General features: G+C 39.7%; 8 protein-coding genes. 5 read left to right on the top strand and 3 right to left on the bottom strand.

Features of this window, described 5'->3' with window-relative positions; translation table 11 throughout:
- Positions 1-142: 142 nt before the first annotated feature.
- The 3 genes from ACMZOO_RS03805 to ACMZOO_RS03795 are packed head-to-tail and all read right to left on the bottom strand — an operon-like array spanning position 143 to position 12,327.
- Positions 143-5,914 (bottom strand): ATP-binding protein, encoded by a 5,772-nt coding sequence (locus ACMZOO_RS03805; RefSeq protein ID WP_440905464.1) that lies wholly within the window; start codon positions 5,912-5,914, stop codon positions 143-145.
- On the bottom strand, positions 5,911-8,367 hold the full coding sequence (locus tag ACMZOO_RS03800; RefSeq protein ID WP_440905463.1) for a hypothetical protein: 2,457 nt from the start codon (positions 8,365-8,367) through the stop codon (positions 5,911-5,913). Before ACMZOO_RS03800 ends, ACMZOO_RS03805 begins: the two co-directional genes overlap by 4 nt.
- Positions 8,368-8,370: 3 nt before the next feature.
- The gene (locus tag ACMZOO_RS03795; protein ID WP_440905462.1) at positions 8,371-12,327 is read right to left on the bottom strand and encodes a hypothetical protein; all 3,957 of its coding nucleotides are present in this window, start codon (positions 12,325-12,327) and stop codon (positions 8,371-8,373) included.
- A 662-nt stretch (positions 12,328-12,989) separates the two neighbouring features.
- Here ACMZOO_RS03795 and ACMZOO_RS03790 point away from each other — a divergent pair.
- The 5 genes from ACMZOO_RS03790 (at position 12,990) to efpL (ending at position 19,032) form a co-directional block, all read left to right on the top strand.
- Positions 12,990-14,143, top strand: a protein-coding gene (locus ACMZOO_RS03790) for an IS3 family transposase (RefSeq protein WP_440905461.1) whose coding sequence is annotated in 2 segments (ribosomal slippage) — positions 12,990-13,239 and positions 13,239-14,143 — 1,155 coding nt in all. Because the reading frame shifts where the segments join, the coding sequence is not laid out codon by codon here.
- Between the two features lie 81 nt (positions 14,144-14,224).
- Positions 14,225-14,959, top strand: a complete 735-nt coding sequence (locus ACMZOO_RS03785) for a DUF6882 domain-containing protein (RefSeq protein ID WP_440905460.1) — start codon at positions 14,225-14,227, stop codon at positions 14,957-14,959.
- A 504-nt stretch (positions 14,960-15,463) separates the two neighbouring features.
- Positions 15,464-16,873 (top strand): Fic family protein, encoded by a 1,410-nt coding sequence (locus ACMZOO_RS03780; RefSeq protein ID WP_440905459.1) that lies wholly within the window; start codon positions 15,464-15,466, stop codon positions 16,871-16,873.
- Between the two features lie 107 nt (positions 16,874-16,980).
- Positions 16,981-18,390 carry a diguanylate cyclase gene (locus tag ACMZOO_RS03775; RefSeq protein ID WP_440905458.1) on the top strand — a complete coding sequence of 470 codons (1,410 nt, stop codon included), beginning with the start codon at positions 16,981-16,983 and terminating at the stop codon, positions 18,388-18,390.
- A gap of 75 nt (positions 18,391-18,465) precedes the next feature.
- On the top strand, positions 18,466-19,032 hold the full coding sequence (efpL, locus tag ACMZOO_RS03770) for an elongation factor P-like protein EfpL (protein WP_016955351.1): 567 nt from the start codon (positions 18,466-18,468) through the stop codon (positions 19,030-19,032).
- Positions 19,033-19,214: the final 182 nt, after the last annotated feature.

Raw genomic sequence — 19,214 nt, 5'->3', positions numbered from 1 at the left:
TGGTTTTACTGGTGATCAACAATTAAGTTTGTGAACGCAACAATTAAAAATGTGAATGCAATTAAGATTGTGAACGCATGATTTAGAAAAGGCGAACCAGAGATGGTTCGCCTTTTTTACATTGAAATACTCATAGATAGCTTCAGTCTTGGTAAACTAAAAAGTTAAACTCGTGCTGGTCGTATTCTCTATAGCTTGCTTCTGAGCTAAGAACGGTGGCATTGCAGACGTAACATTGTTTTTGCTGTTTATCAACCAGGCTTGACCATATCCCAAGCTTTTCCTTGCTGACCGCTGTATAAGTACCACATAGGGACCGAACTCCTTTCGGATGAATTGGTTGCCAGTTGCTATACCAGAATGATGAAAATCCAATAGTGGCGCTGCCAATAGTGTAGTAAAACAAGCCATTGTAGGATGAGCCTGTAATTTTGTTTTCATCAATTGTGCATTTTGGGATGTAGAGTCCACGTGACTCTAGGTCAGAGTGCCAATGACCGTACCTCATAAATGGATACGAAGTGCCGGCCATTGTAGGATTTTCATGTGGCTGACTTGCACCAAGTTCATATGACAGCTCCTTATCTAGAAGGTTGCCAACAGCAATGCAGTGAGAACGTTCTTTTATATGCATGTCCGGTGTCAGCCTTACTTCAGAGTTCACCTTTACAGCAGTTAAATCAATCCAGGTATTGTCATCAATCTTAATAGGTAATGAAAATGCTAAAAGGTTATGGCTGTCATCTGTGTGAGAGAAGTTGGCTAATGCTTCTTTAACATAGTTGCTCAAGTGCTCTTCATTAGGGGAGTTAATGCCATTCCAAACTGGTAACCATTTGGGTTTTTGAGGGCGAAGTGCTAGATACGCAGGCTCGATAGGTAATGCTGGAATTGATAAATGTCCCGCGTAAGAATCCGGCATACCGTAAATCTCTTTGGCTAGTTCGATTGTTCTTAAATATGCTGAACGCCCACGGTGACTTGCCTGCGTATAAAATTGGCCAGTAGACCTTTGACGATCGCCACTAAAAAAATAATCAATATTTGTTGCTTTTGAAGGCTGATATTCAAATGTAGTGTTCCATTCAAATTGAAAGTAATCGGTAAAAGGTATACTCGTTCTTTTCTCTTCTTTTTCTAACCATGAATTGTACATTAAAGGTACATGATTCCCCTGATAGTATTCGAATCGATTATTATCATGAGTTAAGCTGATAAGCGGTGAAAATGGATAGGTGTACTCACCTAAATCTTTTGTTGTAGGTTCCAGTTCTTCTATTAATAGATCTGAGAGAGAGGACCTTGCTGTAATTAAATGACCTAAATCTTTTGGGCAGACATAGCCCCGATGCTTGGCTGCGAAAAATACGCATAGCACTTCTACACATTCTGACTCTTGCTTTCTATTGGCTAAATCTTCTTTCAATAATTCTTCAACTTTTGGGTGCTGTGCAATTAAAAGTATTGAAAGTTGGTCTATAGACCATAATTTAACAGAAGGTATTGGAAGTTTAAGCCTTGAAATTAACGACTTAACCAATGCTTCATCGAGAGAGTCATCACGACGCCAATCCCAGTCTGGTTTAGTCAGCTTAAGATTGCGAACGCTGTCTTCCAAGCTTTCAACCATCGATAATGTCAGTTCAAGAGCCTCATCCTTCCTTCCACTCTGGGAAAGTAAAAAGACTAATTTATCATTTGGAATGATTAAGTTACCGAATTTATCATTCCAATTATCCAACTCCGATGTTGTTAGCTTTATAAACTCGTCTGTTTTTTTAGGATATTGCTCAGCCACCACTTTAAGTCGGTTGATACTATTTTCCGAACGCTCGTACCAATCAGACCAGCCACCCATGGCTTTGTGAGCAAAAACTAAAAGGTTAAATGCTTTTTCTTTACCGTTGAATTTTTGTGTACTGTAGAAAAGATGATCTAACAAGTGACGTTTGTCATTCAAACGGTCAATAAATGTTGGAATGAGTGGTGTCAACTGCTTTAATAGAGCATCTTCTTGACCATGATCACACCAATACTTGTACCAATTTTTTAAAAAACTACTGGTGCTAATTTTCCCGTTTAGCGCTAGGGATAGTTCTTGGAATTTTTCTGGTGGAAAATCAGCTGGTTGTAAAGTGATTTTTTCATCAAATTCATCAGCAGTTGATTTATCTGTAGTGATTTCTTTAATATCGATTCCAATACAGGTTTCTGTTTCATTAGCAATATGAGTAGCATGTAGATCTCCATTCTCAACGTTTACTTTTAGCATTTGGTAACAACTAGAGTGCAAGCCAGTGAGAAATAAATGCTTTGTAATCGGCGAAGAAAAGTCACATTTTTCAAGCAGCCTAAGTATTGTCTCTTCAGCATAATACCATTCGCCATCGCTAAGCTCTTGATCATAAACTGAAGCAGCTGTTTGCGGGTTTAATTTTGCTAATAGTGAAGATATGGAGTGCTTAGAGTGTCTAGTTTCATCCCCGTCGGTAAACTTGGATATATTGAAAACTATCGGTGATATCCGCTCTAATATTTCCAGAGCAGAATCTGGCTCAGCTTCGGAAAGGTATTCCACAGCTTTTAAAACATCAAATATAGTGGGGTCTTTATGATGCCCGTAACCGAGCACAAAATCCCATGTTTTTCTCATACACCTTTCAAAAAGGGCTAGATTATCGTGTTGGAATGCTATTTGAGCGAGTTCAAGGTAAGCATTAGAATTCTCAATTGTTTCTTCTAGCTCATTTAACTGTCGAGCCTCGTCGAGTTCAATGAGCAGTACAACAGCATCATCGTCTAACAGTTTGAGACCTACCTCCTTATACCATAACCGAAGCCAGTCAACTCTGAATACACCAGAGTCAACAATTTGCTTTAGTTCATCACGCGAAACTTCAGATTTGGTTGTTATCAGGTGACAATCGGCTGCAATTTCAATCCAATCGCGCTTTAAAGCTATATCGGCTCTTCTTGTCTCCCATTGAACCTCATCTAATATTGGCCACAGCGGAAACATCGCACAAACTACGTCAAAGTTTAATGTATTCCCTGCTAAAAGTTCATTTGCGATCCAATCTGAAAGCTCATTAAGCAATACATAATGATCTGACACATCCGCTCGATCTGATGTTGCACTAACTGGTAACCAAGAGAAGTCGCCTTCTGCACTTAACCTGGTACAAAGTGAAGAAAAAAACCAGCTATGATAACCGCCAGGTTTTTCAACTTTGAAGACTGTTTCCGACAGGCCATCAAAAAGGTGAGTTTTAATACTGGCAAATTTTTTCTTAGAGAATATATCTAAAAACTGAGATAACGTCTGTGAGGAAAAAGCGCTATATTCTGGCCTACGGGCAATATCTGCACCCTCTATAATGCTTAATCTAATTGCATCGAGTTCGATTTGACCGATATGATTTGAATTACTGGGTAAACACTGCCAAGCCCGGAAGAGCAGACCCAGCTCTTTTTTTGTACGGCATGCACGTCTAAAACTAGCCACATATCCATCGGGCCAATTAGAGAAGTTTCCTCCTTCAAAAATCGCATCGTAGTTAAGGCTGTCAGTTAATACTCCTGCTTTTATCAATACAGCAGCTTCAGCTTCGTTATCTTGAGAGTGTCGAGAAGACAAAAGTTTGGTTTTAGCCCGATATCGATCAATAGCCTTCTGCGATAACAACTCTGCTTGATCAACTGCCCCTCTATACCATAATGCAATTGCCAATATGGATAATTTGGTTGGTGAATACTCGTTTTGTCCTGATATTAATTCATTTATAGATGCTTCATCAGCTAATATAAGGGAAAGCGTACTTAAATTATTGGAATCCCAAGTCTGGAATTCAGGTCCATTTATAAGCCGGGTTTTTAATGCTCTATGGCTATATGCCTCAGCATATTCAAGTTCTTCAAATGCATATGTTTCAGCTTCAGATAATAGCCTTATGCATGATTTGACTGGCATGCCAGTAATAAGCTTATCAAGTATCCAGTCCCTTACAACGCCTTCTCGTAATTCGGATGTGCTGCCCATTCGAGCCAAACAGGACCAAAGCCAATTATCCTTGAGATGAATAGGTGCGCTTAAGTTTAGCCATTCACACACAGATGGCAGCAAGGCACTTATTCGTTCTTCGTGTTCTTCCTGACTTCTAACAAACACAACCAAGCTTTCATGAAAAGGCCTTACTCCACAAACTCCTTCAGAAAGCATGTGTGCAACGGCATCAACGCTCGGAGCATATTCATGAATATCTTTGACAACGCAACCAATCGCCGGTCTGGGCCATGCAAATTGAAATCCACTGCAAAGGTGAAGAACATCCTTTTGTCTATAATTGAGGTTACGCCAGAGCTCGGAATAGTAAGTAGTAATATTGCCATCGGAGCATGGCGGAAGCTTCTCAATTTGCCAGGAAGAAAGTGCTAATCCATGATGAGACAGATACTCAGATGAGTAGATCACATGCAGTGGATAGCCATTTGTAGCCTTTAATAACGCGCCAGCACTTTTCTGAATTTCTTCATCTACATGATCCTCATGACAGTTGGAGAATAATCGACCAGATTCAATATGAAGTTTTAAATACTCGTATATCGAATTTCCAGACATTTCAGGCAACCAATGCCATTCATTCTTAGGAGAATGAGTAAGCAGTGTGTGAGGGAGTAATTCATCGTCAACTGGTTGCGTTCCAACAAGTATCACTAAGTTTTCTGTTGTAGGTAGCAATTGTCTGAAGGTTTCGTCCAATGGCTTTTTATTTTTTGCATTGTCTCGCCAAACATGATCCAGCCCATCAATTAATACTAAAAAGGGTTTTCCCCTGTCTTTGTAATAATTTGCGCAGGTTACCAGCGCATCACGCAGGTTTTCAGGATGGGATGTACTTACATTTGCTTCTTTGTGAAAGCTATTGATTTGATGTAGCAGCGATTCAGCGACGATTCTTGGGCTTAGTCTGTCTTCTGTTGTATCCCCCAATGATAAGAAATAGTGATGACGTAATAGCGGAATTTCCTGATCTTCCAATTCTTGGCACAGAAACGATAGATACGTACTTTTTCCAACACCAGGCTTACCCGTTAACGTAATGACTTCGCCGTTTGAGCTGTTAATACGAGCAAGTAGAGCATTGTGAAAATCTGAATCTGGGAGGCAATAATCCTCAGGCACAGAGAATATTTCAGGTATGGGCTCCGGTCTTTTGGGTGATAAAACTTCTCTAACATGATGAAGATAAATCCAACCATTTTCTGGAGGATTATTCTGAAACATTGCCCATTCACGTGCTCTTGCGACAAGCCGCTCAACGCCTGTATCGTCGGAAAACTTCAAAAGCTCGGCTCGAACACTACGCTTTATCGTAAGGTAGTCTCCATCACTATGTTGGACGGTCAACTTCGAAAAAAGAAACATAGCGGCTTCGTGGTTTCCTAATTGTCGGATAACCTCTTGTTGTGAGTCATCATCAACCTGATGAAAGTCTATTTTTGAACCACGCAGGCAAGACTCCATAGATCTATCCGGCCGCTTGTTGGTCAATAGAACTACATCCCCAAGCTTTTCAGCAGGCACAGCATTAATTGCATCGTAGAGCTTTTTAAGAATGGAACGAGATCTAGCTGTTTTACCAGAGATTTTTAACAACCAATCCCACGTAAGGCAGTTTTCATCCTTCTCAGGGGAGGGGGTAAATTTAACTTGCCAAAAATCTTTAATGCCATTTGGCCGTTCACCAACGACATCATCTATACCTTCAGGTGTTTCATTACTGTCATTGTCTGCTTCAAATGCAACTCGACTATATGATGCAGGACTGTGAAGCCAGTTTGCTAGTAGCTTAATACCTTGCAATGTTTGGTAGTCATATCCGGTATAAATAATCGCCGAATTTTTTACTTTCATTTTATCAACCCTAAACCTAAAGCTTCTTCCTTGCCGTTTTGGCAATCTCTCCACCGTCTAACAAGTAGTGCCACACATGGGTTACCAGCAAGTTGGTTGGAGCGAACCCAGTCAACATCAATTAATGAGGCAAGTAGCTCAGTATTCATTTCTCCTTGGAGTGCGTGCCATTGGCGAATACTTGGTTGTCTGGTTAGTTGTAATTTAGGCGGCGCTAAGCTTCCTACAATGTAATAGCCTTGCTCTGGGTCATGCCATAACCTTTGAATACCAGGAATGTCTCTTAACCAGGCTCGAATGTCTTGCAATGGAATACCAAATACTCTTGAAGCAACTTTGGCCCAAGAACCGCTGAGGCTTGAACTTACAATTTTTTTGGGCATTTCACCTTCAGGCAACTTATTGTTCATCACACCTAACAGTGCTTTAAATGCATGTTGCTTTAGTTCTTTGTATTCAATAGATGATCGGTTTTCCTGCCATAAAGTACCTAGTGCTTCATGCCAGCATGTTTTAATATCATCAAGCTGCATAAGTAAGGTATTTGCACTTTTCTCTGATAGCTCACCTTCTTCCTTCAATTCATTAATATGCTCTTCTAACACGTCTCTTTCAGGTAACTGCCACTGTTTTAATGGCATAGAGATATTCTGTGATTGGAGTTCTTGCAGTGTTTCTGCAAGGTAGTTCGGAAGCATATGAGGCGTATCGTACTTGGGGTCTTGGTAGTAGATAGAAACAGATTCCGTTTTATGTATAACGATGGTCTGCCTGCGAGCAAATCTAGCATACTTTTCTGCATCACTACCAAAACCTTGCATTACCACCTGTGGTTGGTAGCTGTATGGCCATTCTCTACTCAACAATGCAAACAGCTGCTTTACTGAGGTATTAAATTTACCCAAAACTAAATCACAATTTTTTTCATGCTCTGATATGGTTGGATTAAAGGGGATGAGTACTGGTCTGTCATTTAGAACTGTAAACAGGTAACCGTCGGTTATAACAACAAGCTCTTCAGTTAGAACGTCGCGCTCTTCAGGAAGCATTGAGCTTAATTTGACCTGATCATCATGCAGCAAATGCTTGATACTTAATTCTTTGATGACTATTTCTAAATTGCGTTTCAGTGCCTCCATCCTGCTATCTGTCTCAAACATAGATAGAGCATAGTTATAGTATTCGTCTTCAGGTACTAAGTATGTTTCATCACTCTCTTCGTCGCTAATTTCATTAATAAGCTTGGCTTCGATGGAGTCACCGTCTAAGTCATATGGGTTTACATTGATATGCTGGCAAGCGACCTTAGTGCGAAGTTTAGTTGTGAGAGGGTAATGGTCTTCAATAACTCCAGGATATTGATCTAAAAGAACTAAAATTGAATCAGACTTACTGAATTCAAGGCTATCAATATTTTGAGGGGCGCAATCAGGTAAAAGATGAAGTTGTGTGTTAATACTTTTTTCAGATAGCGCTTGATTAAGTGGTAACAACATTTGCTCAGCCGATATGTTCTTTGAGAACCGTAAGTCGAGCACAAGAATTTTTTCTAGCAATGCTACACTAGGCATTGTATTTCGAGTTTTTGGACCTTGTTTATATTTAGTCTTGAGAGGTAATGGCCTGAGGTTTAAGATTTTAGGTTTTAGGTTAAAACCATATTCTTGGGCTTTATCAATCAATTCATCTTGAATAGGTTTAAGCAAGCATGGCCAGCTGCCCTTGAAGGCATCTGCATTAGAAAGATCAATAAATGCGCGTTGCTTTCGTTTGTTCTTATTTTTACGTATTTCTGAATACACAGGCCCGGAAGGTTTTTCACCTTTTTTAGGTATCCAGCGCACTAAAACGTTGTTCTTATCATATACCCACATAGAATTGCGGTGTTCTGCGTTGGCTTTTGCGCTGTCTAATACACGAAGTGGTACATTCTCATGAAAGAGAACTACTTCGGTCGTATTCCTATCCCTGCGTTGTTGAGTTCTACAATCTAAACTGATTGCATTGACGCCTGTACTTTTTTTAGTGTTCCAAGTATCTATTTTAAGAAGAGGCCTACCTAATGTATGACTTCCTTTGCAATGAGTCCCAAATGCAGATACTTTGCGCATTATCAAACGTATCCAGATGGGGTTCATTTCAGCGGAGTATTGGACTTTCTCGGGGCGAATATCCATTCCATCTTTATTGAGAATAACCGGTGGCTTAGTGGTTTCAGAGTCCACAGCTACAAATAAGCCAAATTGCCCTTTGTAGCTGCGCATCAAATATGGGTAGTAGCGATTAGAAAGCTCTGTGTCTAAGTGTTCTTGCCACTCCTTCCATCGATATGATTTGTTCAATGGATAATGGTAAACCACTAGTTTCTTAGCTTTTTCAGCGTCGATTTCACTGTCTAAGTAAATTGTGTGAGAAAGGGGCAATTCTCTTACTATTTGATTGTTATTGCTCACCTTTTAGTCCTCTTTCTTGTTTTGTTGTTCAGAAACCAAATCCACAAAGTGGTTGAAGCCAGTGGTTACAGTATCTTTAGCATCATGACCTATGCAGCCATTAAGTACGATAATGTCCGCCGCAGTAACAGGCACTTGCTTTAATTGTTCGTTAAATCCTACAAGTGAAGTATCATGCTCAGTACAGACAAAGTTGAGTATGGCTAGTTTGGTTTCAAAGCCTTCCGCATTTCGAATTGCTTGTAGTTTACTAATTAATCCAAGTGGGGCTTTGTCAGGTTGAGCACCATTTATTAGCCATTCTTGGTATTGCTCATCAGTTTTATCGAGGCTGTCACTTCCCCAAAATTTTGCATCTACTCTAAAATCAGTTTTTGAGACCGTAAAATCATAAAGCTCAAGTACACTTTGGCTATTTAAGGTTGTGTGAGTGGACACGCTTTGCGAATGCAATAAAGCTCGTATTGCCTCTTCACCCAACCTTCCTTGTAAAATTCTCTGAGTGATGCGAGGGTGGAGGACATATGTCTCCTCTAATTCACAAGCGATAGGATACATTGATGTCCTGTAGCCCTTTTTGTTGAACCAATCTATGATGGCACTGTGTGACTGAATGTAGCTGTATAGTCTATCTGGACGATAGGGGATGCGGCCCTTACCTGATTCACTGAAAAACTGCCATGTTTCAGGATCGTACCAGATCTCTGTGAATGAACTGCTGTGAGTTGGCTTTTCAATACAAGCCCAATCTTTTAATGGTGTATGAATGCCATAAACAAAGCTTTTGGGGTTCCAAGCATAATCTAGTTGCAGCACGGCACGCCCCAACTGTGTCCAAAGTTTGGCTATGTCATCCGTAATTTCTGGATACTCGCGTGACTTTCTGATTGCTGGAATTAGCTTGTTATCAATAATACTGACAGCGTTTTCACCAGTCTGACTCGGCGTAAACATTGAACTGAAAAAATCGTTAGAAGATTCATCATCAATGGAAGTTAGCCTATCGAGAAGTTTTTGGTTTAAGTCACTCAGTATCTGTCTATGGTTGGTATAGGCAGGTAAGGCTGTAAATTTAATTAGGTCTTGAGCCAGCTGATGCGAAACGTATATTTCAACGTTACCAATATGATCCCAAACTCGTTCCAAACGACCAACTTGTTGCTGTATGTCTGCCGCCGTATTTTTTATGTAGTCTGAGCCTTTTTTATAAACAGAATTATTTAGCTGAGATATTTGGTAACCAGTTCCATCCATTACTGCTGAAATATATTTCCTATGCTCCTTTCTAGAAATTTCACCGTACCTGCGAAGTTTATCTAAATTTCGCATTTGATAACCCGCATGAGCCATTTTGTCTAAATTTTCATCGCTGTTATCCTGCGGTGAAAAATAGTAGTGACGAGACTCAAGTATGTATACGCATGTAAGGTCCATACTTTTATCATTGCTCAGTTTAAAGTCTAAGTTGATGCCGTTGGTTGCTGAAGCCGTTTGGGTAATAATTAGAACAGGATATTCTGCATCAAATGCAGCTTGGTAAGCTTCTTTAAATCCAGGACGTTTTTGGCATTCAGCGTTTAGTAGGCAGATAGTGATGTCTTGTTCGTTTACGCTAATTGGAATGAAAACATCTTTGAATAGAGCCAATAGCTTGTTTTGGTTGAATTCTTTGGCAACTTTTTCGTTTGTACATAGCCACTGAATGCTGTTGCGGCTAGCTTTTGCTTCATCTTCTATTAACCATTTGCGAAAATATTTCGTTGAATTTACATAAGCGAGCTGGCCCTTATGCTTTTCTTTCGTGCCAGCTACTGCAATTACATTGATAAGTTTTAATAGTGTGCTTTCTCTATGTTCTTTTGCACTGGTGGAAATACTGGTATCGGAGTCCTGAAAAAATTCGGGAACTAAATTAGAAAGAACGTCGATTTTCTCCTGTTGGGATAACTGGTCGTCAAAACCTGAAACAGTTACTTCTAGGTCGGTTTGTCGTAGTGTTGCCTTTTTATCACTCAGGTAGGCGATCATATTATTTTGACGTTGTATATCAGCGTCTGATTGGCAGTAAGGTATAGGTCTTTTACTCCAGTCTTTTGGTTTATCTTTGAACTCATATCCTAAGTAGCTTTTCTGGATATCAGGCGTTCGGCATTCTGCAATGTAACGCAATGCAGAGTTGAGCCAACGAATATCGAAATGACCAAGGGCTCTTTCAATATACGATGTTGCAGATAAGCCAAATACTAAATTTCGGCTGGCTAATGAAAGTAATAATCCTTCGGGAGTTGTCGGTAAGAAAGCTCTTCGGATCTGAATACGCAAGCGGTCTAGATCATTTTTTTGATCATTTTGCTTCAGTTGCCAATTAGTAAGTCCAAATATGTTTGCATGAGTATTGGGTAGGATATTGCTCTTTCGAAGACTGTTAAGCTCTGGCAAACTAGTTTGTGGTAAAGAGAACAATGACATGCTTGGTAAAGCGCTGCTGTAGTGAGAAGGGCGATAGTCATTTGCTGCGTCAAACAGTAAACTACTCAATTCTCTTAATAAATCTTGTTCCTCACCATCTGAAGAAGAAAAGTCTGACAGCATTAAACTAAACTGGCGTATATATTTTTCCATTAGTCGAAGGAATTTATCGATATCGATTTCGTCAGCTGTCAGTTTGTCGCCGTAATGCCTTTCTTTTACTGCGAATCCATGTGAGGCTTGAGTCATCGAAAGTTGGCTGCTAGTTACCAGGTGGTCAGCTCGAAATAAATATTGAGACTTAAATGATTTTCCTTCTAGATGGTCCTCTGCTGGTATAACTAGAGCCCTGTCTTCTTTCAAATTAATGTTGTTTTCTTTCAATTCATCTTCGAGATCATCTAATAATTTGGTAAGCCTTTCTCTGATCTCGGGAACTCTGCCATCTTCGTCAAATAGCATCCTTTTTAGTAATCTTCGACCGCCATCAAGTAGCTGTCCTAAGCACTCAGGCGGCTCATGTACCAGTTGAGACTGGGCAAGTAATTGCTGAAGCACATCAGATTGATAATCAAATTCATCAACAAATATAACGTGGTCTTTTAGGTCGCTACTCGATATACGTACTTTTTGTGCGCCATCGTAAAAGGAAGAAAATAGTTTCTGCGTTGTCATGATTAACAGGTGTTGCTTATCATCATGCCATGCAATGCCTGGGAATATTCGGCGAATCCAGTCGTTACTTCTAAAGGCATGGAGTTTACTTTTCACTACCTCTGTTAATTTAGCGTCATCACCATATTTTTCTTTTGCCTTCTTAGCTTCATTTTCAAGAAGTTTCATGTTTTTCAACAGCATAAATTCAAGTTGGCCACAAGAGCGTTGTAAATCTTTTTTCATCAGGCGCGAATATTTACCTAACGGAGCTGAAGACTGAAAGCTATTTTTCTCCAATATACTTGCTTCACGCATTATTTTACGAGCGGTTTTCTGTATGGCTGAATATCCCCATTTGTCGTGGGGTAACAACCCCTTGTCATTCAAGGTTATTAAAGTATTACCAGGATCTGGTAAATCTTGTGATTTGACATCTACTTCATGAGGAAGAGGCTTTCTTAGTAGGGCTGAGATAATATTTTCATCCTGAGCGTAGATAACACTTGCCGTAAGGGCGGATCCGGTAGAATCCTTGCTCTTTATGACATTAGCGTAAACGTCATGAAGAATATTCCATCTATGGGTAACAAAAATGGACTGGTGCTTTGTTGAACTTATTTGTTCGAGTGCGGGTGGTAGCCCATCGTCATTACCATGTCGGCATAGGGCACTGCTTTTGCCGCCTCCGGTAGGGCCTTGTAGCATGCAGAAACCTGCGATACCGCGTCTACCTGTTTTACGAGATTTTGGGGATTGTAATCCTAAACGGATCGCTTGGGTGAGAGTATCTTCAATAATCGCATTATAGGAACGCGCAGACACACTAGTTGTCATATTACACCTCATTCATTTCGGGTTATCGAGGGTGATTAAAAAACACTTATTAGGTGTTGTACCAAATTGTAGTTGGTTAAAATTGAACCAACGATGCCTAAATTACATCCAATATATCTATTCAGCAAGTTATAAATCTAAAAATTTTAAAAAAATGTCTTAAATTTTTTCACTTTTTTGATCCTGAAAAAGCTTTCACAACAAAATCATTGTTTCCTCCCAAGTAAATCAAAAAGTTAGCAAATCGCGCTAAAAAGCACCGTTGATATATTTCAATTATAGGCTCTGTTTTGAATTGAAAATTACAACAAAAATGTTGTTTTTCATGTGGTTATGTAAGTAGGTGACTTGATCTTAGATCCTTTTTCGACCTCTAATATGTATTGGGATCAATGTGAGAAGGAGTACACATGAGAACGTTGATTTATTTAAAACCGCCAAAAACGGTAAAGAAATACAAGCAATGGATTGTTGATATTTCTAATGGGGAATATCGTTCCTATTTGACGGTCAGGGATGTTAATAAGATCGGGCGTCGGCATTGGATTTTCTGCGATATACAAAACCGCGAAGTACACCTTTTATCTGATGGTGAAAGATGATCTGATCCAATAGTTTTGGACACCTCATTAAGTGAGTAGAATAACTCACAGAGGTGAAAAATGACAAAAGTTAAAAAAGAAAGAAAAGCCTATTCAATCGAATTTAAAGAAGAAGCTTTAAAATTAGCAAGTAAAGTAGGTGTAGCACAAGCTGCCAGAGAGTTGGGCGTATATGAATCCCAATTATACTATTGGCGCAGTGGAGCTCAGAAGAAAGCTTCTACTTCAGACCGAGAAATCACCTTATCAGCAGAAAATGCTAGGTTAAAACGCCAACTGGTAGAACAAGCCGAGGAGCTAGAAATCCTAAAAAAGGCGGCAACCTACTTCGCGAAAAATCAAAAATAGCACGTTTTGAATTTATGCACGAGCACCGTCAATCGTTTCATATTGTTCGATTGGCGAGTGTTCTGTGCGTTTCGCCAAGTGGGTATTATGGATGGTTAAAAGCAAGCCAACAGCCAAGTGAGCGCCACAAAGCTCAGCAAATTAGAGATGAAAAAATCAAAGTTGCTTTCGAAAACAGCAAAGAGAGAGATGGGGCAAGACGAATTCAGGTAGAACTAGAAGAGCAAGGCTATAAGCATGATGTTAAAACTATAATTAACAGCATGGACATGCAAAACTTAGTGGCTAAAGCTGCACGAAAATTTAAAGTGACAACGGATAGCAAGCATACACTACCTGTTGCACCAAACTTGCTTGAGCAGGATTTTACCGCGGACGAGTCAAATCAGAAGTGGGCTGGTGACATTACCTATCTTATGACCAGTGAGGGTTGGCTTTATTTGGCTGTAATTATTGATTTGTATTCTCGTGCTGTCATAGGTTGGTCGATGAGTAACCGAATGACATCAGACTTAGTCTGTGACGCATTACAAATGGCATTATGGCGTAGAGGGAAGCCAAATAATGTGATCGTCCATAGTGATAGAGGGAGTCAGTATTGCTCTCACGCCTACCGAGACATGATTAACCAACACGGTTTAATTCAAAGTATGAGTCGCAAAGGGAACTGTTGGGATAACGCTTGTGTGGAAAGCTTCTTTCACTCACTGAAGGTCGAAGCGATTCAATATGACCCAATAATGAACCGTGAAGCCATGCGTCAACACGTTTGTGAATATATTGAAGTTGATTACAACAAGAAGAGAAGGCATAGTGCTCTTGGCTATCTCAGCCCAGAAAATTATGAACTATTAAACGTAGCTTAATGAAGTGTCCACCTTTAATGGTTCAGATCACTATCTCACTGAGCAAAGTACCCGAATTAACCAAAGGATGGGGAAAATAAAATGTCTAACCATGATAATAAAATAGCTTGCGATACTCACGGTAATTCTAACGCAACTTTCATTTGCCAACACTTAGCTAGTGGAGACGGATTAGGTTTTAACTTAGGTTATGACAAAGATAATCCAGACGAACTTTGCCCGGACGCTTGGTGCGATAAATGTGAGGAAGTGCTGGATGCTGAAGGAGAATGGAACGAAAAGTCTGAAGCTTTTGCCGACATTAAGGTTATGTGCGAGCATTGTTATGAAGATATTAGAGAGAGAAATTGGATTCAGGATGACGATGTTTACCATGATCTGGTCACCAATTGCTTTGCGTTTATCGAACCTTTGCACAAAGATTTTATTAATAAATACAATGTTGGTAACTATGAGCGTTGGGATTGGCATCAAGAAGAGGGCAAGCTCATTTTTTCAAACAATGGTATTCCTGAACTAGAAGCGGAAATCCACTTTTCAGGGTCATATTCAACTAAGTCAGAAACATGGATGTGGGCGTGGGCGAATAGTAGCCTAGAAGAAAAAGTAAAAAGCTCTTCAAGAGCAATTAAAGAGCTAGGGGAGCAATTAGGACTAAAACAACTGGTAGCTGGAAGATGGAAGGCGTCAGAAATTGATGGGTGGGAAATGACATCTATTCTGGCAAAAGTGCTCAACGCGATAGGCCTTTATAGAACACAGACCAAAAACGGTTTTATCTATATGGCAATAACCAATGTTAGATGGCTAACATAGCAGCTTAATTAGTGTTACTTCATAGGCGTCAGAGTCGTCTAGCCAAGTTGAAGAGGATGGAAGGTTGTGGGTGTTGAAGTAGACTTGCGTTCAACCTTTGTTTTACTGCCATCTGGCGCGATTTTTACCACACTACCGTTCTCAATTACAGTTATTGCAACACCTTGTTGTTTAGCCAGTTTTTGTGCGGCTACTGAGCCGTAATGGGCATAGTTGCTAAGCTTTTCTCAATCACTTAACGCATCTTTTTGATTGCGGCTTGGTTTAGCTTTTTTCTTCACAAGTACGTTTGGCATTTAGACACCCTCAGTATTTAATTTTGAGCAGACTTTAACACAACTTACATTTAGTACTAGGTTAAAGTTTATTCAATTTACGAGGGCATTTTGCCAGTTTCACCTTTCCTCTTAAAAATGATTTTGTCCTTATAACTTGCCTTTTGTCTTTATTATTCTACCATTAGTACAAATTGTCCTTATTTTGTCCTTTTGTTGATAATTAGCTATGCCCAAGAATGATATCGAACTTATTATTACTACACTCAAGAGTTTTTCAGCTCCTGTAAGCATTGGTGAAATTGCGGAAGTGCTGGGTGATGCTATGCACAAAAAAACTTTGCAGCGACGATTAAAGCTGCTGGTGGAGCAAGGGGATGTAATGGCGCAAGGTGAGCTGCGCAATACTAAATATTATTTGAAAACACAGCCAAACTTGCCAACTCGCGATATTTCTAATGCAAGTCTTTTGGCGGAAGAGGGCGCGCATTATTCAAAAAGTGACGAAAAGCATCCGATATTTAGCAGTCAAGCTTTGTCCTTATTGTCTTATTTAAATACGCCTTCGTATGCGCGAAAAAAATCGACTTATCAATTTAAGTTACTTGAGCAATATATTCCCAACAAAAGCCAATATGTACCAGAGCAAGTGCGCGAGCGATTGCGTGCATTGGGTGTTCGGGTAAATGCGCCGACGGCGGCTGGTACTTATGCCAAAAAAATCAGCCAAAGGTTGTTGATTGACCTTTCATACAATTCTAGCCGCTTAGAAGGCAATACCTATTCAAAGCTCGACACACAAAAGTTGATTGAACAAGGGCTTTCTGCTTCAGGCAAAGTGTATGAAGAGTCGGTAATGATTGTTAATCATAAAGAGGCGATTGAGTTTTTAATTGAAAATGCCGAAGAAATAACGCTAGACCCTTTCACCATACGCAATATTCACGCGCTGTTGTCACAAGACTTATTGTTTAACCAAAATGCGGTTGGCAACATTCGTCAGCTAGAGGTTAAAGTGGGCAAGTCGGCTTATTTACCATTAAACAATCCGCACAAGCTAGCAGAGTATTTTGCGTTACTACTGCATAAAGCGAGCGCGATTAACGATCCGTTTGAACAAAGTTTTTTTGTGTTAATGCATTTGTCTTATTTACAAGCATTTGAAGATGTAAACAAACGCACCGCGCGGCTTGCCTGTAATATCCCATTTATTCAACACAATTTGTGTCCACTCAGTTTTGTTGATGTACCACAGCAAGATTATTTCAAAACCTTATTATATTTTTACGAGACGAATAACCTGCAGCCTGCGCTGGAGCTGTTCGAATGGGCTTATTTGCGCTCATGTCAGCAATACGAAGTTATTAAAGAGTCGTTGGGTGAAATAGACCCATTTAGAATTCAAACACGAAAATTACGCAAAACAGCTATGGGGCATATAGTGCGAGAGCAACTTTCACAGCAAGCTATGCTGGCGTTTTTGCAAGATTTCTGTGCGGACAATAACATTGTTGAAAGTGATAAATTTGTGCAAATGACTTTGCACGATTTAGAGCATTTACACTTAGGTGCTATTGTTGGTTTGGGCATTACCCAAAGTATGTTTACTGAGTGGAAAAAAACACAGCAATCTTCCTAAAAGCTAGTTGGCGTTTAAAGTAGTAAAGCATTCGATTTTTCATATATCATTAACGCAATAATCTGTTATTCAGCTCTGTCGGCTGCTTTTTAGGTATTTATTCTGCAATGCAAAAAAGTCATTTTTCTTGGTTAACTCAGTCTTTAACGCGCAAAATTAGTAGTTTGTCGGCGGTTTTACTTGGTTTTATTTTTGTCGTTATCGTTTATTCAATTGTGAAGCTAGTCGAAATTGGTGCTGAGTTACGAGAGGTAGCAGAAATTGATATACCGTTAACTGAGGTTATTTCTGAAATTGAAGTGTTGCAGTTGCAACAACATATCATTTTAGAGCAAATTCGTTTGGCACATCAGTTAGGTGCAGATAACTCAGCATCTGCCAGTCAGGCTTTAGTGCAACGCCAAAGTGGTTTAAAACAAAAATTTCAGCATAACAGCACGCAAATTAATAAAGAGCTGGGCAAAGCTGCAGCATTAATAGATCAAGCAATTAAACAAGGGCAAGTAATTGATAAATTGGCGGATCACCAACAAGCGTATCAGTTAATTTTAGATTTAAGTGACCACAGAAACGAGTTTTCAGGTGCTTTGCTTGATTATATCGAGCACATTGAAACGCACCAGCAGTTGAATATCGACAATTGGTTAAAAGTAGAAGCTGATTATGAAAAGCTCGACCAAGATGTTGAAACTTTACTAATTAAAATTGAGCAGCTAACAGAAGAAATTGCCCGCAATACTGAACAACACGAACAGGAATTCATGTTAGTAAATATTGGTTTGGGTATCAGTGCTTTGATTATTGGTATTCATATCACTTGGTACATTATTGGCAGTTTTCGCCGTAGGGTCAGTGATATTCAGGGGCAGTTGTCTGATGTGCAGTCGTCACTAGGTCATAAACATAAACTCGATAAAATTGCCTCAGCTGTTTCAGGTAAAGATGAGTTATCTGACTTAGCAAGTTCAATGTATCAGGTAGTTGACCGTTTTGTGGATGAGTTGAATAGCCAATATCAAGTTGAAGAAAAGCTCATCCAATTAGCGGTTACCGATAAACTAACTGGTGCCTATAACAGGCATAAATGGTTAGAAACACTGCAAAACGAAACTGAGCTGGCAAAACGTGGTGGTTCGTTAAGTTTAATTGCTATCGACTTAGATTATTTTAAATCGATTAATGATAATTATGGCCATTCGGTTGGCGACGACGTGTTAGTCGCTTCGGTTAATTTAGTTAAACAAATCAGCCGTAAAACTGACTCGTTGTTTCGTTTAGGCGGCGAAGAATTTATGTTGTTAGTTAGGCAACAAAATATAGATGAAACCCGCCAATTTGCTGAAAAAATTCGTCAAACCTTTGAAGCTTTTCATTCTGCAGATTTACCCAAGTTTACCGCGAGTTTTGGGGTGGCTGAGTATAAAGCGCATTTATCAATAGAAGAGTTTATTGACCATGCTGACAAAGCTTTATATCAGTCGAAACAAGAAGGGCGCAATAAGGTGAGTGTGTATTGATAAACTCCACTTGGCGGCGTTCGCGCTTTCTGCTACATTCGCGAAAATTTTCTATAAGCGTTTAAGGGCTTAATCATGCCAAAGGCAAGTGAAATTAAAAAAAATATGGCCATCGAGTTTGATGGTGGTGTTGTAATTGTTCGCGACATTGAGCGCTCTGTGCCACAAGGCCGTGCGGGCGGTAGTTTATACCGTATGCGCATGTATAACGTGGTAACAGGTGGCAAAATCGACCATACATTTAAAGCAGAAGAAATGCTTAATGTGGCTGATTTAGCGCGTCGTCCTGTTACTTTTTCTTATATGGACGGTGACGACTATGTATTTATGGACAGCGAAGACTATACGCCTTACCACTTAAACAAAGAGACCATTGAAGAAGAAGCTAGATTTATTGCTGACGATACTCAAGGTTTAGTTGTGGTATTGGTTGAAGGCAACCCAGTAATGGTTGAGTTACCTTCAAGTGTTGAGTTAGTTATTACCGAAACTGCACCATCAATTAAAGGTGCTTCTGCGAGTGCGCGCACTAAACCTGCTACTTTAACTACAGGTTTGGTTATTCAAGTACCTGAGCACATTGCTAGTGGCGACCGAGTAAAAGTGAACACTGAAGAAGTTCGTTTTATGGGTCGTGCATAAAGCTTAAGCTTGCTATAACTAAAGCAACATTATGTTGCTTTAGTTATTTTTTATCCTCGTACTAAAGTTTGTTTTTCCAACCTTAAATTCCGTCTACATACGTATTCAGTTAACAGCGCTCACGCGCATTATTGCGACCTCACTGTGTTTCATATTTAATGATTTTTTACCAAAAAATAACA

Origin of the sequence: Catenovulum sp. SX2, assembly GCF_052056295.1 — a bacterium.
In the GTDB taxonomy this organism is placed as follows: domain Bacteria; phylum Pseudomonadota; class Gammaproteobacteria; order Enterobacterales; family Alteromonadaceae; genus Catenovulum.
The sequence above is the reverse complement of the archived record's forward strand: the minus strand, read 5'-3'. Positions and strand labels throughout refer to the sequence as shown.

Coding starts and splice junctions, on each gene's coding strand:
- ACMZOO_RS03805 (WP_440905464.1), bottom strand. CDS start 5,914: ATGAAAGTAAAAAATTCGGCGATTATTTATACCGGATATGACTACCAA.
- ACMZOO_RS03795 (WP_440905462.1), bottom strand. CDS start 12,327: ATGACAACTAGTGTGTCTGCGCGTTCCTATAATGCGATTATTGAAGAT.
- ACMZOO_RS03785 (WP_440905460.1), top strand. CDS start 14,225: ATGTCTAACCATGATAATAAAATAGCTTGCGATACTCACGGTAATTCT.
- ACMZOO_RS03780 (WP_440905459.1), top strand. CDS start 15,464: ATGCCCAAGAATGATATCGAACTTATTATTACTACACTCAAGAGTTTT.
- ACMZOO_RS03775 (WP_440905458.1), top strand. CDS start 16,981: ATGCAAAAAAGTCATTTTTCTTGGTTAACTCAGTCTTTAACGCGCAAA.
- efpL (WP_016955351.1), top strand. CDS start 18,466: ATGCCAAAGGCAAGTGAAATTAAAAAAAATATGGCCATCGAGTTTGAT.